The 16,104-nt window shown below is 60.9% G+C and carries 18 protein-coding genes; 10 read left to right on the forward strand and 8 right to left on the reverse strand.

The features are described from left to right. Window positions 1-51: 51 nt before the first annotated feature. Complete coding sequence (locus BMZ46_RS10885) at window positions 52-1,890, reverse strand: long-chain-acyl-CoA synthetase (RefSeq protein WP_074687604.1); 1,839 nt, start codon at window positions 1,888-1,890, stop codon at window positions 52-54. Window positions 1,891-2,279: 389 nt separating this feature from the next. On the opposite strand from BMZ46_RS10885, the gene BMZ46_RS10890 reads away from it, so the two are divergent. After that, window positions 2,280-2,558, forward strand: coding sequence for a DUF3509 domain-containing protein (locus BMZ46_RS10890; RefSeq protein ID WP_039769924.1), 279 nt, complete (start codon window positions 2,280-2,282; stop codon window positions 2,556-2,558). A 78-nt stretch (window positions 2,559-2,636) separates the two neighbouring features. Here the strand turns inward: BMZ46_RS10890 and mtnC are convergent, their stop codons facing one another. From mtnC to aroC, 5 genes are all read right to left on the reverse strand, one after another. Then, on the reverse strand, window positions 2,637-3,320 hold the full coding sequence (gene mtnC, locus BMZ46_RS10895; protein WP_074687603.1) for an acireductone synthase: 684 nt from the start codon (window positions 3,318-3,320) through the stop codon (window positions 2,637-2,639). A gap of 4 nt (window positions 3,321-3,324) precedes the next feature. Continuing rightward, window positions 3,325-3,870: a 1,2-dihydroxy-3-keto-5-methylthiopentene dioxygenase gene (locus BMZ46_RS10900; protein ID WP_039770173.1), complete on the reverse strand. Its 546-nt coding sequence runs from the start codon at window positions 3,868-3,870 to the stop codon at window positions 3,325-3,327. Between the two features lie 91 nt (window positions 3,871-3,961). Then, window positions 3,962-4,588 carry a methylthioribulose 1-phosphate dehydratase gene (locus tag BMZ46_RS10905; RefSeq protein ID WP_007959997.1) on the reverse strand — a complete coding sequence of 209 codons (627 nt, stop codon included), beginning with the start codon at window positions 4,586-4,588 and terminating at the stop codon, window positions 3,962-3,964. Then, window positions 4,585-5,730 carry an MFS transporter gene (locus BMZ46_RS10910; RefSeq protein WP_011333208.1) on the reverse strand — a complete coding sequence of 382 codons (1,146 nt, stop codon included), beginning with the start codon at window positions 5,728-5,730 and terminating at the stop codon, window positions 4,585-4,587. Before BMZ46_RS10910 ends, BMZ46_RS10905 begins: the two co-directional genes overlap by 4 nt. A 31-nt stretch (window positions 5,731-5,761) precedes the next feature. Then, window positions 5,762-6,853 (reverse strand): chorismate synthase, encoded by a 1,092-nt coding sequence (gene aroC / locus BMZ46_RS10915; protein WP_039769920.1) that lies wholly within the window; start codon window positions 6,851-6,853, stop codon window positions 5,762-5,764. A 130-nt stretch (window positions 6,854-6,983) separates the two neighbouring features. Here aroC and BMZ46_RS10920 point away from each other — a divergent pair, with 130 nt between their 5' ends. Then, the gene (locus BMZ46_RS10920; protein WP_039769918.1) at window positions 6,984-7,937 is read left to right on the forward strand and encodes an alpha/beta hydrolase; all 954 of its coding nucleotides are present in this window, start codon (window positions 6,984-6,986) and stop codon (window positions 7,935-7,937) included. Between the two features lie 96 nt (window positions 7,938-8,033). After that, a complete protein-coding gene (locus tag BMZ46_RS10925; protein ID WP_039769917.1) occupies window positions 8,034-8,825 on the forward strand; it encodes a hypothetical protein in 792 nt (263 codons plus the stop codon). Window positions 8,826-8,867: 42 nt separating this feature from the next. Here BMZ46_RS10925 and prmB read toward each other — a convergent pair whose 3' ends face one another. Then, window positions 8,868-9,776, reverse strand: a complete 909-nt coding sequence (prmB, locus tag BMZ46_RS10930) for a 50S ribosomal protein L3 N(5)-glutamine methyltransferase (RefSeq protein WP_007960007.1) — start codon at window positions 9,774-9,776, stop codon at window positions 8,868-8,870. A gap of 239 nt (window positions 9,777-10,015) precedes the next feature. Between prmB and BMZ46_RS10935 the strand changes: the two genes are divergently transcribed. From BMZ46_RS10935 to BMZ46_RS10955, 5 genes are all read left to right on the forward strand, one after another. Further along, a complete protein-coding gene (locus BMZ46_RS10935; RefSeq protein WP_011333204.1) occupies window positions 10,016-10,606 on the forward strand; it encodes a cysteine hydrolase family protein in 591 nt (196 codons plus the stop codon). 131 nt (window positions 10,607-10,737) lie between these two features. Then, a complete protein-coding gene (locus tag BMZ46_RS10940) occupies window positions 10,738-11,058 on the forward strand; it encodes a hypothetical protein (protein WP_007960009.1) in 321 nt (106 codons plus the stop codon). A 73-nt stretch (window positions 11,059-11,131) separates the two neighbouring features. Beyond that, entirely contained in the window at window positions 11,132-11,689 is a 558-nt protein-coding gene (locus BMZ46_RS10945; RefSeq protein ID WP_039769915.1) for a Smr/MutS family protein, read from the forward strand. A 77-nt stretch (window positions 11,690-11,766) separates the two neighbouring features. Further along, window positions 11,767-12,312, forward strand: coding sequence for a GTP cyclohydrolase I FolE (gene folE, locus BMZ46_RS10950; RefSeq protein ID WP_003204506.1), 546 nt, complete (start codon window positions 11,767-11,769; stop codon window positions 12,310-12,312). A gap of 102 nt (window positions 12,313-12,414) precedes the next feature. Further along, entirely contained in the window at window positions 12,415-12,786 is a 372-nt protein-coding gene (locus BMZ46_RS10955; RefSeq protein ID WP_074687602.1) for a glutaredoxin family protein, read from the forward strand. 32 nt (window positions 12,787-12,818) lie between these two features. Here the strand turns inward: BMZ46_RS10955 and BMZ46_RS10960 are convergent, their stop codons facing one another. Further along, on the reverse strand, window positions 12,819-13,985 hold the full coding sequence (locus BMZ46_RS10960) for an aminotransferase-like domain-containing protein (protein WP_074687601.1): 1,167 nt from the start codon (window positions 13,983-13,985) through the stop codon (window positions 12,819-12,821). 82 nt (window positions 13,986-14,067) lie between these two features. On the opposite strand from BMZ46_RS10960, the gene BMZ46_RS10965 reads away from it, so the two are divergent. Beyond that, window positions 14,068-14,511, forward strand: coding sequence for a MarR family winged helix-turn-helix transcriptional regulator (locus BMZ46_RS10965; protein WP_074687600.1), 444 nt, complete (start codon window positions 14,068-14,070; stop codon window positions 14,509-14,511). Between the two features lie 196 nt (window positions 14,512-14,707). After that, window positions 14,708-16,057 carry an NCS2 family permease gene (locus BMZ46_RS10970; RefSeq protein ID WP_039769903.1) on the forward strand — a complete coding sequence of 450 codons (1,350 nt, stop codon included), beginning with the start codon at window positions 14,708-14,710 and terminating at the stop codon, window positions 16,055-16,057. Window positions 16,058-16,104 lie beyond the last annotated feature (47 nt).

Raw genomic sequence — 16,104 nt, forward strand, 5'->3', positions numbered from 1 at the left:
GCGCAGCGATAGCTGTCATCCCCTTTTTTCCAAGACCGCCGATAGCCAATATCAATAGCGGTACTTGCCTGCCCGGATGTCGGCAAGGATTTCATCCGTGACCTGCACGTAGGTTTCGCTCCCCGGCAGCCAGGCGTAAATCGGATCATCCGCCGTCAGGCCGGGGTCGAAGCCTTCGTTTTTCAGGCGGGTTTTCTGGTATTTGAAGGTGCCGGTGGTTTCCATTTTCACCTTGACCCGCAAGAACAGCGGCACCGCATAGGCCGGCATGCGTTGGCGGGCGAAGGCCAGCAATTCGGCGAAATCCAGGGTCGCCAGTGACTCGGCCGGGGTGATCGCCGCCATCCCGGCGCGACCGTTGGTGTTGAGGATTTCCACGCCATAGGCCACCGCTTCGGAAATGTGCGGGTGCTGGAGCAGCAGATTTTCGACCTCGGTGGTCGAGACGTTCTCGCCCTTCCAGCGGTAGGTGTCGCCGAGGCGGTCGACAAACTGTGCGTGACCGAAACCGATGTTGCGCAGCAGATCGCCAGTGTTGAAGAACCGATCGCCCTTGGTGAACACGTCCTGTAGCACGACTTTCGCGGTTTTCTGTGGATCGGTGTAGCCGTCCAGCGGCGCCTTGTCGTCGATCCGCGCCAGCAGCAGGCCTCGCTCGCCCCGACCGACCTTGCGCATGAAGCCGTCAGCGCCACGAATCGGTTCGCCGCTGTCCTGATCGTAGGCGACCAGTTCCCAGGCCATCAGCGAGAAACCGATGGTGTTGTCAAAATTGAGGATGTTGGTGAAGCCGATATTGCCGTCGCTGGCCGCGTACAGCTCGCAGATGTGATCCACGCCGAAACGGGTCTTGAACTCGGCCCACGCGCCGGGCCGCAAGCCGTTGCCGATCATCTTGCGCACGTCGTGACGGCTGTCGTCGGCGCTGAGCGGCTGATCCACCAGATAACGGCACAACTCGCCGACGTAACCGATGGTGGTTGCGCGATAGCGGCGCACGTCGCTCCAGAACTGCCGGGCGCTGAACTTGCGGCGAATGGCGAAACCCGAGGCGCCATTGACCGCCGAACCCCAACACACGCAAAGCCCGGTGGCGTGGTACAGCGGCAAGGTGCAATAGACGATGTCGTCGGGGCGCATGTCGAGGGCGATCATGCCGAAGCTCGCCGAACTGCGCATCCAGCGGCCGTGCTTGAACACGCCGGCCTTGGGCAAACCGGTGGTGCCGGAGGTGTAGATATAGAAACAGGGGTCGTCGAAGAAAATCTGCCGGCTGCTGGCCGGGTTGTCGCCCGAGGCGTCGGCACTGGCGCTGATCAGGTTGATATAGCCCTCGGGCGCGATGCCCGGATGGCTGAAGGTATCCTGATCGGCAACGAACCAGGCGCGCACTGCCGGGATCGACACTTGCTCGCGTACCGCCGCAAACGCCGGCAACAACTCTTCACCGACGACAATCGCCGCCGGCATTACCAGATTGATGCTGTGGATCAGCGTATCGCGGGTCTGCGAGGTATTGAGCAGCGCACTGACGGCGCCCACCTTGGCGAGGGCCAGAATCGTCACCAGCAGTTCCGGGCGGTTCTCGATGAACACCGCCACCACATCGCCTTTGCCTATGCCCTGCCCGATCAAATAGTGGGCGATGCGGTTGGCCCACTGGTTGACCTGTGAATAACTCAGCACCACCTCACCCGACAGCAGCGCGGGGCCCTCGGGATTGCGCAGGGTCGCCTGCTCGAATGTCCAGCCCAGGCCACAGGTTTGGGTCGGATCCGTGACGTTGGCCACCTTCATGCCTTTCACCACCCGAGGGATGGCTTTGGCAATCATCGGCAGCTTGCGGAGCATCATGCCCCAGGTAATCGTGTCGCTTGGCGCGTGGCGCATGGTAGCTCCCGTTCGACCTTGACGTGCAGGCCGGATTTTTATTGTCGGGCAATCGGGTGACGCAACCGGCGCTTCTTGAGCGAGGGTCGAGGCCGAAAATACGTCAGGGCTTCTCAGGCTGTACACGCGGTTTTTGCAATGTTTTGTATCCGCCCGGGGCTGCAACGCACAGCGGGATTCCGGCCGGAGATATTGGTTCCATCGGATCGACAGTGATCCCGCAAAATGCAGGATGCACGATGGCCATTCATGCAGATTGCACGACAGACGAAACGACCTAATTTTATAACTTACTGATTTACAACGATTTTTATAAACAGAAATACTGGCACAATCGCTGCAACTCCCTATGCATGCTTGCCATTCAAGTGCATACGGAGCTGAAAGACATGAACCTGATCCAAGAAAAATTTACCTCCCTGTTCTCCAACTTCGCCGTCACCACCCAGCCCCGTCCCGATGGCGGGATCCTGCTGACGCTGAAGAGTGCCGACGGCAAAGTGTTCAAGCGTGCGCTCACCTATCAGCAATTGCATACCGGCGACCAACTGTCGTGGGCGATCAGCGCGATCCGTCGTGATCTGGCAGAACAAGCCAGCGAGCTGCCGCAGATCGGCATGCTGCAAAGCCAGCAGCGTTTCGCCCTGCCGACTTATCACTCGATGTAATTCGAACACCGTATAAACAGACAGGCCGTGGAGCTTTCGCTTCACGGCCTGTTTTTTTTGCGCGTCGATTGGGTGAACTCAGAACGCTTCCGGTTCGATCCCGGTAAAGCTGTCGACGGTCACATGCCCTGCCAACTCCCCGCCTTCACGGGCCAGCCCGCAGGTTTGCAGGCCGGCGGCCTGGGCCGCATCAAGTTCCTGCACGATATCGGACAGGAACAGGATCTCCTGCGGTTCGACACCGATGGCCCGCTGGATATTGCTGTAAGACTGCGCTTCGCGCTTCGGCCCAGAGGTCGTGTCGAAGTAGCCGCTGAACAGTGGCGTCAGATCTCCTGCTTCCGAGCAGCCGAAAATCAGCTTCTGCGCCTGGATCGAACCGGACGAATACACGAACAGTTGATACCCGGCCTGATGCCAGCGCTGCAGCGCTTCAACGGCGTCCGGGTAAACATGGCCTTTCAACTGCCCGGCCTGATAGCCCTGTTCCCAGACCATACCCTGCAACGCTTTCAGCGGCGTGGCCTTGCGGTCTTCGGCAATCCACGCCAGCAGAATTTCCACGACCCGCTCGACGTCAGCCTGCGGTTCGTTGCTGTCGCGGCGCACGGCGTCCAGTTGCTCGGCAACATCCGCGCGCTGAGCGTTCTGGCGAACGAAGTCCGGCAGATGTTTCGCCGCATACGGGAACAGCACGTCGAACACAAAACTCACCGCGCTGGTGGTGCCTTCGATGTCGGTGAGAATGACCTTGATCGACATCGGCTCAGTCCTCCAGACGCGGGAAGCGGCCGGCGATGTCTTCGCCGGTGAAGTTGGCGACCCAGCCTTCAGGGTTGTTGAACAGACGGATCGCCACGAAATGCGGGTTCTCGCCCATGTCAAACCAGTGTTTGGTGCCGGCCGGCACCGAAATCAGGTCGTTCTTCTCGCACAGCACGGCGTAGACGTAATCATCGATGTGCAGGGTAAACAGGCCACGGCCGGCGACGAAGAAGCGCACTTCGTCTTCGCCATGCCGATGCTCTTCGAGGAACTTGGCGCGCAGCTCGGCTTTTTGCGGGTGATCGCTGTTGAGGCTGATCACGTCGACCGTGATATAACCGCGCTCGGTCATCAGTTTGTCGATCTGTTCTTTATAGGCACCGATCACTTCTTCCTGGCTGGCGCCGGGCTGAATTTTTGCGGCGGCTTGCCAGCGATCGAAGCGCACGCCCTGCTCGGCCAGGGTCGAGGCGATGTCTTCGAAATGGGTCAGCACCTTGTTCGGAATCTCGGGGCTGGAAACGTGATAGACGGACAGGCTGCTCATGGGGCATTCCTCGGTATCGGCCTTGCCGTCCGGTTCTTTCAGACCGGTCGGGCACTGCATTCATCAGGCAAAGGGGCTGGTTCTGGTGAAGTCAGCCTTGGCGGTTCATGACGCTGCGGGTCTTCAACTCGCATTCAAACAGGAATTCAAAGGCCTCGATCTGGCGCAACGCGTCGCTCATCTGCGCGCCCCAGGTATAGAGGCCGTGACCGCGAATCAGATAACCGACGCAATCGGGATGGGCGTCGAGCCAAGGCTGCACCTTGGCGGCGAGGCGCGCAATGTCCTGATCGTTGTCGAAGATCGGCACGCGCACCCGGGACTCGTGGGTCGAAATGCCGCTGAAGGCTTTTTGCAGTTCGTAGTCTTCGAACTCGATGAAATCTTGCGGCGTCAGGCGCGACAGCACCGTGGCGTTCACCGAGTGGGTGTGCAGCACCGCGCCGATCTCCGGGCGCCAGCTGTAGAGCTGGGTGTGCAACAGGGTTTCGGCGGACGGTTTTTTGCCGGGTTCAAGACTGTTGCCGGACAGGTCGGTGGCGAGCACGTCGTCCAGGCCCAACTGGCCCTTGTGCTTGCCCGACACTGTCAGCAGCGCTTCGCTCGGCGACAGGCGCGTCGAGTAATTGCTGCTGGTGGCCGGCGACCAGCCGCGACCATAAAGAAAACGCCCGGCGTCGACAATTTGCTGGGCAAGCTGTTCACGGGTAAGGCTCATGGCCTGTCCTCTTGCATTCGAATGGCAATGATAACGGCAGCGGCGAGCGCTGCGAGACTGGCAATACTAAAGGTCAATGTCGCGCCGAGGGCATTCCAGCTGTAACCGGAATACAAAGCGCCGAGCGCACCGCCGGTGCCGGCCAGCGCGGCATACAACGCCTGGCCCTGCCCTTGCTGGCGCGCGCCGAAGCTACGTTGCACGAACGCGATGGCAGCCGCATGAAAGCTGCCGAACGTCGCCGCGTGCAGCACCTGGGCAAACAGCAAGACCCACAGGAACTCGGCGAACGAACCTAGCAGCAACCAGCGCAGCGCCGCCAGCAGAAAACTCGCCATCAGCACCCGCCGCAGGGAAAAACGCGCGAGGATCCGGCTCATGGCCATGAACATCAGCACTTCCGCCACCACGCCGACCGCCCAGAGCATGCCGATCACGCCACGGCTGTAGCCCAGTCGCTCGAGGTGCAGCGTCAAAAACGTGTAATACGGCCCGTGGCTCATCTGCATCAGCGCCACGCAACCGTAGAACGCCAACACCCCAGGATTGCGCAACTGCTTGAGAAAGCCCTCGCCTGTCGGCCGGTTGCCCTGAGGTGGCTGCGCATTCGGCACCCACAGGCTGCTGAGGACGATGCCGGCCATGATCAACACCAGCGCCGCCGGGTAGATATCGAGGCTGAGCCACTCGAACAGGCGACCGAGGGCGACCACGGTGATGATGAAACCGATCGAGCCCCACAGGCGGATCTGACTGTAGCGGGAGGTCTGACCCTGCAAATGCGCCAGGGTGATGACTTCAAACTGCGGCAACACCGCGTGCCAGAAGAACGCATGCAAGGCCATGACCATCGCCAGCCAGGCGTAGGTCTTGCTGACGAAAATCAATGAGAACGTCAGCAGCGTGCACACCGCGCCAAAGCGCACGATGGCCAGGCGCCTGCCGGTGTAATCGCCGAGCCAGCCCCAGATGTTCGGCGCCACGCAGCGCATCAGCATTGGGATCGCCACCAGCTCGCCGATCCGCGCGGCACTGAAACCGAGGTGATCGAAGTACAGCGCCAGAAACGGCGCCGTCGAACCGAGCAAGGCGAAATAGAACAGATAGAAACTGGACAGCCGCCAGTACGGGAGCGCCGCCACGCTCAGACCGCAGCGGCAGTGAGTTGACCCATCAGAGCTGGCCCAGCACCGGGGTGCTCACGCGCACATCGGCATTCTGGCCACGGTGACGCAGCAGGTGATCCATCAGCACGATGGCCATCATCGCCTCGGCAATCGGCGTGGCGCGGATGCCGACGCACGGATCGTGACGGCCCTTGGTGATCACGTCGACCGGATTGCCGTCGATGTCGATCGAACGGCCCGGGGTGGTGATGCTCGAAGTCGGCTTCAACGCCAGATGCGCGACGATCGGCTGACCCGAGGAGATCCCGCCGAGGATGCCGCCCGCATTGTTGCTGAGGAAACCTTCCGGGGTCAGCTCGTCACGGTGTTCGGTGCCGCGTTGAGCGACGCAGGCGAAACCGGCGCCGATTTCCACACCTTTGACCGCGTTGATGCTCATCAGCGCATGGGCCAGTTCGGCGTCGAGACGGTCGAAGATCGGCTCGCCCAGGCCCGGCATCACACCTTCGGCAACCACGGTGATCCTGGCGCCGACGGAGTCTTGATCGCGGCGCAACTGGTCCATGTAGGCTTCCAGCTCCGGCACTTTGTCGGGGTCCGGGCTGAAGAAGGCGTTCTGCTCGACCGATTCCCAGGTCTTGAACGGAATTTCGATCGGGCCGAGCTGGCTCATGTAGCCGCGAATGACGATGCCCTGGCTGGCCAGATACTTCTTGGCAATGGCGCCGGCCGCCACGCGCATGGCGGTTTCCCGCGCGGAGCTGCGACCGCCGCCGCGGTAGTCGCGCTCGCCGTATTTGTGGTGGTAGGTGTAGTCGGCGTGGGCCGGGCGGAACAGGTCCTTGATCGCCGAGTAGTCCTTGGACTTCTGGTCGGTGTTGCGGATCAGCAGGCCGATGGAGCAACCGGTGGTGCGGCCCTCGAACACGCCGGAGAGGATTTCGACTTCATCGGCTTCCTGGCGCTGGGTGGTGTGGCGGCTGGTGCCCGGCTTGCGACGGTCAAGGTCGCGTTGCAGGTCTTCAAGGGAAATCTCCAGGCCCGGCGGGCAGCCGTCGACAATGGCGACCAACGCCGGACCATGGCTTTCGCCCGCGGTGGTGACAGTGAACAGCTTGCCGTAGGTATTGCCGGACATGCAGGACGCTCCGTTAAATCGAACCCAGATTCGTGATGCGCGCCAGTATACGCAGGCTATCCGAGTAGTTCATCCTCGAACCTTAGCGGTGTGGGTGAGTCCAACCGGCACCTTGGCAAATGATGGCGTGATGATGCTGCGAGTTTTGATCTTGAGCCTTTCCCTGTTTACCGGCTTCGTCCAGGCGACTGTCCTGCAACGACCGGTCACGTTGACGACTGACAACGGCGAACTTTTCGGTTCGCTGTTGCTGCCGAAATCCGACAACCCCGTGCCGGTTGTCCTGATCCTTTCCGGCTCGGGTCCTACCGATCGTGACGGAAACAACCCGGACGGCGGACGCAATGACAGCCTCAAGCGACTGGCCTGGGTGCTGGCCAAACACAATATCGCCAGTGTGCGCTTCGACAAGCGCGGCGTGGCCGCCAGCCTGGCGGCGACTCCGGACGAGCGAAACCTGTCGGTGGAAGCCTACGTGGCGGACGCCGTGGCCTGGGGGCAGAAGCTGAAAGCCGATCCGCGCTTCGGTCCATTGATTTTGCTGGGCCACAGCGAAGGTGCATTGATCGCCAGCCTGGCGGCGCCGAAGGTGGACGCCGCTGCGGTGATCTCTCTCTCTGGCACAGCCCGGCCCATTGATCAGGTGCTGCGCCGGCAACTGGCCCGCAGCCTCCCTCCTCCTTTGATGCTGCGCAGCAACGAATTGCTCGACAGCCTCAAGGCCGGGCGCACCGACGACAATGTGCCGGCGCCGTTGCAGGTGATTTTCCGTCCGAGTGTGCAGCCGTATCTGATTTCGCTGTTCCGTCAGGATCCGGCGGCGGCCTTCGCTCAACTGCAAATGCCGGCGCTGATCGTGCAAGGCAGCAACGACATTCAGGTCCAGGTCGATGATGCGAAATTGCTCAAGGCCGCCAAACCGGATGCGCAACTGGCGCTGATCGAAGGCATGAACCACGTGTTGCGCATCGTGCCCAATGACGTGAAGCGGCAACTGGCCTCCTACAAGGACCCGAATTTGCCCTTGGCGGCGGAACTGGGGACACGCGTGCTTGAGTTTATTGACGGACTTCGCACCCGTTGAGCTCTTTTACCCTCTAGTCCTGTAGAAAACGGCCGATAAGCCTTTGTCGCCAGCGTACTGGCTGGCGGCAAGCAGCTTGGACAGGATCTCGCCGTTATGACTGATACCCAGACTTCAACCGACACCACCGCTGAAAAAGACGCACCGCCAGCGGTCGAGCTGCCATGGGCGGATGTCCACGTCGAGCACCACAAGATGCTCCGCCTGGCGCCGTTGCAGACCGACCGCAACACCGGCGGACGGCCGCTGCGCTTCGTTGAATTCGGTTACGCCGAGCGCAACGGCAAAGAACACAGCCTGATGCGCATGGCGATCAAGTTGCCTGCTCAGCGTGTACGCAAAGAACAGAATCACCTGGACGTGTGGGTCGACCACACGACCAAACGCGTGCATTTCGGCCCGGACAGCGGTCTGCAGATCGAACCGATGAACCGTGGCATCGGCCGTTTCATGGCTGCCCAGGGCATCAACTGGGCGAAAAAACGCTGGCCCACCTACACCGTCGACGGCATGGACTTGAACAACAAGGACGCGCTGAACGAAGACACTCGCCTGCGCCGCGATCACTTTCTGCGGGTGCACGGCTTTGATGTGGTTTACGCCGACGCCCAGCATTTGAAGGGCAGCGTCAAGGAAGTAAAGGTCGGTGACTTGCTGGGCGACTGGAACAGCGAAAAGCTGCAGATCGTCGAAATTCTCGAAGCTGCGCAAATGCTGCAGCAGGCCGAGCAGAATCTGGCCGAGCAGGAAGTGAAGCTGAAGAAGCAGGAAGACAAGGTCAGCAAGTTCAAACGTGAAGACGCCGGGTTGCGGTTCACCATTACCTGTCTGGTGGCGTTTGCGGTGTTTCAGGCCGGGTTGCTGATCTGGATTGCAACGCACCGCTAAGACCATGATCGTTCCCACCGAGGTGGGAACGATCGGTTCAGGTCAGACGCGGGAGGCGAACAGTGCCTGATGGGCGCGGCACTGTTCGGCGGTCAGCATGAACACGCCATGCCCGCCGCGCTCGAACTCCAGCCAGGCGAAATCGACTTCCGGGTACAGCGCCTCGACGTGGACCTGGCTGTTGCCCACCTCGACAATCAATAAACCCTTCTCTGTCAGGTGATCCGCCGCTTCGGCGAGCATCCGGCGCACCAGGTTCAAACCATCGTCGCCGCAAGCCAGACCGAGTTCCGGCTCGTGCTGATATTCGTCCGGCATGTCGGCGAAATCTTCCGCATCGACGTAGGGCGGGTTCGACACGATCAGGTCGAAACGTTGACCCGGCAGACCATCGAAACCATCGCCCTGCACAGTGAACACACGCTCATCGACGCCATGACGCTCGATGTTCTGGTTCGCCACTTCCAGCGCTTCGAATGACAGATCCGCCAGCACCACTTCGGCGTTCTGGAACTCGTAGGCGCACGCGATGCCGATGCAACCGGAGCCGGTGCACAGGTCGAGAATCCGCGCCGGCTCGTCGCCGATCCATGGGGCAAAACGGTTTTCGATCAGTTCGCCAATCGGCGAGCGCGGGATCAGCACACGCTCATCGACGATGAACGACATGCCGCAGAACCAGGCTTCGCCCAGCAGGTAAGCGGTCGGAATGCGCTCTTCGATGCGGCGCTTGAGCAGGCGCTGAAGATTGACCAGCTCATCGTCCTCCAGCGCGCAATCCAGATAGCTGTCGGCGATTTCCCACGGCAGGTGCAAGGCACCGAGCACTAGCTGCCGGGCTTCGTCCCAGGCATTGTCGGTGCCATGGCCGAAAAACAGATCCTCCCCATGGAAGCGGCTGACGGCCCAACGGATGTGGTCGCGCAGGGTACGAAGTCGGGAAGTGATCACGGGGCAGAACTCCAGAAAAAACGACTGGCGATTCTAGCAGCCAAAACGCGCCGCGACGACGCAGGAAAGATTCCGAGGCGACGGTAGGACTCTTCCGATTTTCCCCTCGGCTATTGAACAGATCGTGTAACTTGACAAGGCTGCAGGCCAGCAACGACGGTGTCTACGATGGTAGCGATTCACAGAACCGCTCAGCCAGAGGACAATGTCGCAAAAGCCCCACCCGAAGGAGCCCCAGAATGTCCGTTCCAAAAACGATGTTTCAACTCAGCGGTCGCGGTTACGCAGCGGCCACGTTGAGCCATGCCACCGTGGTCATCATCGATGCCCAGAAAGAGTACCTCAGCGGCCCGCTGGCCCTGAGCGGCATGGACGCGGCTGTCGCGAACATCAAACAACTGGTTGCCGCCGCCCGCGCGGCCGGCCGGCCGATCGTGCACGTGCGCCACCTCGGCACCGTCGGCGGTCTGTTCGACCCGCAGGGCGAACGCGGCGAGTTCATCCCCGGCCTGGAACCCCAGGGCGATGAAACCATCATCGGCAAGTTGCTGCCGAGCGCCTTTCACGGCACCGAACTCTACGATCGTCTGCAAACCATCGGCTCGCTGGACTTGATCGTCTGCGGTTTCATGAGCCATTCCAGCGTCAGCACCACCGTGCGCGCGGCGAAGAACCTGGGTTTCCGCTGCACCCTGGTCGAAGATGCCTGTGCCACCCGCGATCTGCCATTCAAGGGCCGCGTGCTCAGCGCCGAACAGGTGCAGGAAGCGGAAATGGCGATCATGGCTGACAACTTCGCTACCCTCGCCCTGACCCAGGATCTGATCTGATCTTCCGTAAATGAGCGGCTCAGCCCGCCGCTCATCTGCAAAAACCTCGCATTTGCTTCAATTACCCTAGCCTCAGGAACAACCCGGTCAACTCCCGGTCGAAGGGCCGATACCCATTGAGGAAGGTCGGAATGAAGTTATCCGATGGATTTGACGCACGCCGCTTGCGGCCCAAAGGCCAAAGCAACTGGCGATTTCGATTCGGCGCGGCGATCGCGGCCATACTGGCGACGTTCGGCGTGCTGCTGGCGATGGCCGGGGCCGCCAGCCTGCTGGGGCGCCCACCGGCGCTCGGCGACCTGAACGCAACACCGCTCGGCTCGGCGATCATTCTCGCAGTCGGCCTGCTGTTCCTGTATTTCGGCGTGGCCCTGTGGCGTCGTTGCCGGCGTCGCGCACGGCAATCGCGGGAATTGAACATGTCCCCGCACCTGATGAAAAAACACGATTGATCGACGGCCTGGCTTTTTGCCGGGCCGTTTTGTGTCTGTTTGGGTAAACTGGCCGCCCTTCGCGGAGGCTGACATGCAAGACGACGATTTTTCCCTGTTCAAAAGTGCGATCCAAGGCGTCAAGCCGATCAAGCACGACCGCGCCGACACCGGCAAACCCAAGGCTGACCGAGACCGGATCGCCAAGCTGCGCCAGTCCGCCACCGTGCGCACCGACACCACCACCGTTGACGGCCTGTCCGATCAGTTCGTGATTGACGTAGGTCCCGAAGACGAGCTGATGTGGGCCCGCGACGGCGTGCAGGAAAGCCAGATGCGCAAGCTCAAGATCGGGCAGATCCCGTTCGAAGGCAGCCTCGACCTGCACGGCATGAGCGTAGAAAAAGCCCGCGAAACCCTCTGGGCGTTTCTCGCCGAAGCGACCAAATTCGAAATCCGCTGCGTGCGCGTTACTCACGGCAAGGCTGTGCGCCTGGACGGCAAGCGGCCGATGATCAAAAGCCACGTCAACACCTGGCTGCGCCAGCATGCGCAAGTGCTGGGTTTCTGCTCGTGCCAGGCTAAACATGGCGGCGCCGGCGCCGTGTATGTGATGCTCAAACGCACCATGATGGAAGGCCGCGACGAATAATCCCGTCACACCGAACTTGCAGGGTCGTGTCCGCCACCGTACCCTTGCCCTTTGCGAAAATCCCCACAGGTAGTTTCATGTCCCTGGAACAGAATTACACCGCGATTCTCGGCCAACTGGGCGAGGACGTCTCCCGCGAGGGCCTGCTCGACACGCCAAAGCGTGCCGCCAAAGCCATGCAGTACCTCTGCCGCGGTTATGAACAGACGCTCGAAGAGGTCACCAACGGTGCCCTGTTCAGCTCCGACAACAGCGAAATGGTGCTGGTCAAGGACATCGAGCTGTACTCGTTGTGCGAACACCACCTGCTGCCGTTCATCGGCAAGGCCCACGTCGCGTACATCCCGAGCGGCAAAGTGTTGGGCCTGTCGAAGGTCGCGCGGATCGTCGACATGTACGCCCGTCGCCTGCAGATTCAGGAAAACCTCAGCCGCCAGATCGCCGATGCGGTCCAGCAGGTCACCGGCGCGCTGGGCGTGGCCGTGGTGATCGAGGCCAAGCACATGTGCATGATGATGCGCGGTGTGGAGAAACAGAATTCGTCGATGATCACTTCGGTGATGCTCGGTGAGTTCCGTGAAAACGCGGCGACCCGCAGCGAGTTTCTCAGCCTGATCAAGTAACTCGTGACAGAAAAAAACCGGCGTTGAGCGCCGGTTTTTTTTCGTCCGTGAAAAATCGGGTAAGCTGCGCGCCTTCTTCAATGTCCCTGTGAGGCTTGTAACGTGTTCGTCAAAGCGCTTCGTGTCGGCCTCGGCCAACTGATCATCTTCGTGGACTTTCTGACCCGCCCGGGCAAGAAGCAGCGCCCCGCCGCTGCCCAGGCTCAGGTTGATGCCGCCGCCAGGAACCTGACCCTGTATCAGTTCCACGCCTGCCCGTTCTGCGTGAAGACCCGCCGCAGCCTGCGTCGCCTGAACGTTCCGGTGGCCCTGAAGGATGCGAAGAACAACGAGCAGGATCGCCAGACCCTGCTGGAACAGGGCGGCAAGATCAAGGTGCCGTGCCTGCGCATCGAAGAGAACGGCCAGACCACCTGGATGTATGAGTCCAACACCATCATCGAGTATCTGAACAAGCGGTTCGCCGCAGTCTGAATCAAAAAAAACCGGCCTGACGGCCGGTTTTTTTATGCCGCCTGCGCGGCCTGGGCCTGGCGCACCACCGCTGCCAGGTGTTTGAGCCCTTCGTCCAGTCGGGCCGGGTCGATGTGACTGAAGTTCAGGCGCAGATGCCCGGGATTGCGATCCGGCTCGGGGAAGAACGGCTCCCCGGGCATGAACGCCACATCGTTGGCCAGCGCGGTGTTCAGCAACGTGCGGGTGTCCAGCGGTTGCTTCAGAGTCAGCCAGAAAAACAGCCCGCCCTGCGGCGTGTTCCAGTCCGCCAGATCGGCGAAATGGGTTTCCAGCGCCGCTTGAAAGGCGTCGCGGCGCTGACGGTAGAAGCCGCGCAATTCACTCAAGTGCTGCTGATATTTCTCACTGCCGATCCACTGCAGCGCCTGCCACTGGCCGATGCGGTTGGTGTGCAGATCCGCCGACTGCTTGAGTTTGAGCAGATGCGGAAACAGGTCCGGACTGGCGATCAGGTAGCCGACGCGCAGACCCGGCAACAGGGTTTTCGACACGGTGCCGGTGTAGATCCAGCTGGATTTCTTCAGGCGTCCGGCAATCGGCTGGGCGCTGCCGCCGTCGAAGGTCAGCTCGCGGTAGGGCTCGTCTTCGATCAGGGTCACGCCGAATTCGTCGAGCAATGCCGCAACGGCCGCGCGTTTGGCTTCGCTGTAGCGCACAGCGGACGGGTTCTGGAAGGTCGGAATCAAATAGATGAACGCCGGACGATGCTGCTCCAGACGCTGACGCAATTGCGCAAGGTTCGGGCCGTCAGCCTCCAGCGGCACGGTCAGGCAAGCGGCGCCGAACAGCTGGAAGATCTGCAAGGCCGCCAGATAGGTCGGCGCTTCGAGCAGGATTTCGGTGCCCTTGTCGATGTAGAGCTTGGCCGCCAGGTCGAGGGTTTGCTGGGAACCACTGACCACCAGCACCTGGCTCGCCTCACACGGCAAACCCAGCGCCCTCGCCTCTGCTGCCAGCGCTTCGCGCAATGCCGGCTCGCCTTCGCTCATGCCGTACTGGCCGAGAGATAGCGGCATGTCGGCCCACTCTACCTTCGGCAGCATCGCTTCGGCAGGCAGCCCGCCGGCGAAAGACATGACCTCCGGGCGCTGGGCCGCGGCAAGGATTTCACGGATCAGAGAACTTTTGAGGCGCGAGACACGTTCGGAAAAAGCCATGGAAGTCACCGCTAGCGAGGCATGGGAAATATGAGTCAAACTTGTTGACTGAAATTACGACACCCTCCCTGGAAACGTCAATATGCTTGACCTTAAAAACTGCGCCAGCCAGCAACAAGCCATGGAAGCATTTTTCTTCGGTTACCAGGCGTTCACCGCCAAAGCCGATGAGATGCTCGAACGTCGGGGCTTGTCCCGAGTGCATCAACGCATTGTGTTTTTCATCGCCCGCTATCCGAACCTGAGCGTCAAGGAGTTGCTCGCGCTGCTCGGCGTCAGCAAGCAGGCGCTGAACATGCCGTTGCGGCAATTGCAGGAAATGCATCTGGTGGACAGCGTGGCGTCCGAGACTGACAAACGCAAACGCCTGCTGGAGCTGACCGCTGAAGGCGCGAAACTTGAACAGGCGCTGCGTCGTGAACAGGTGAAATTGCTTGAGCGCGTCTTTGCCGAAGCCGGCGAAACGGCGGTCAACGGCTGGCTGGCGGTCAATCTGGCGCTGGGAACCAATCGCCCAACCGAGTGATATAGCTCGATCACCAGTCTTTTCGTCTACAAAACCAAAAACAATATTTGCTTTATTTGTACACAAAAGCATAATCCACAGCGTGCGAGTTCCTGACCGCATGGTCAACAAATTCGCGTATGCCTCAAAGGGCCGCTGCCACCCCTCATGGGTCCGGTCCTGGAAATAACAATAAAACTCTTGAGGAGTACTCGCTGTGGAAAGCCGCAAATCCGAAGCATCGACGCTGGAACTCTCGCCGCCGTTACGCACTGGCCTGCTTGAGCGCATCTTCAAACTCAGCTTGCATGGCACCACGGTGAAGACCGAGCTGATTGCCGGTCTGACAACCTTCATCACCATGGCCTACATCATCTTCGTCAACCCGAACATCATGGCCGATGCCGGGATCGATCACGGTGCAGCCTTCGTCGCCACCTGTATCGCCGCCGCGCTGGGCTGCCTGCTGATGGGCCTCTACGCCAACTGGCCGGTGGGCCTGGCGCCAGGCATGGGCCTCAACGCGTTCTTCACCTACACCGTGGTCGGCACCATGGGCTACAACTGGGAAACCGCCCTCGGCGCGGTGTTCGTCTCGGGCGTGCTGTTCATGATCCTGACCTTTTCGCGGATCCGCGAATGGCTGCTCAACAGCATCCCGGTCAGCCTGCGCTATGCGATGGGCGCCGGTGTGGGTCTGTTCCTCGGGCTGATCGGCCTGAAAACCGCCGGCATCGTCGTCGATAGTCCGGCGACTCTGATCAAGCTCGGCTCGCTGCGTGAACCCGGCCCGCTGCTCGCCGCCATCTGCTTCCTGATGATCGCGATCCTCAGCTACCACAAAGTATTCGGCGCGATCCTCATCAGCATCATCACTGTGACCCTCGCGGGCTGGGGGATTGGTCTGGTGCACTACGAGGGCATCATGTCCGCCCCGCCAAGCCTGGCGCCAACCTTCATGGCCATGAACGTCGCCGGCGTCTTCAACGTCAGCATGATCAGCGTGGTACTGGCCTTCCTCTTCGTACACATGTTCGACACCGCCGGCACCCTGATGGGCGTCGCCCAGCGCGCCAATCTGGTGAACGCTGACGGGCGTATCGAAAACCTCTCCCGCGCAATGAAAGCCGACTCCGCCTCCAGCGTTTTCGGCGCGGTCGTCGGTGTTCCGCCGGTCACCAGCTACGTGGAAAGTGCCGCCGGTGTAGCGGCTGGTGGTCGGACTGGTCTTACCGCCGTCACCGTGGGTGTGCTATTTATAGCCGCGATGTTCTTTGCACCGCTGGCCGGCATGATTCCCGCCTATGCCACCGCCGGCGCACTGATTTACGTAGCGATGCTGATGATGGGCGGCATGGCGCACATCGAATGGGACGAAGCGACCGACAGCATTCCGGCCATCGTCACCGCGATCATGATGCCGCTGACCTTCTCGGTCGCCGACGGTATCGCGCTGGGCTTCATTACCTATGTCGCGCTGAAGGCCGGCACCGGTAAATACAAAGAGATCTCCGTCAGCCTGTGGGTGCTCTGCGCGATTTTCATCGCCAAGTTCATCTTCCTGTAAGCGCTACGCGGTTCACGCTTCAAAACAGCCTCACCCCACCGGGTGGG

It is taken from the genome of Pseudomonas sp. NFIX49 (assembly GCF_900115915.1).
Classification (GTDB): domain Bacteria; phylum Pseudomonadota; class Gammaproteobacteria; order Pseudomonadales; family Pseudomonadaceae; genus Aquipseudomonas; species Aquipseudomonas pharyngis.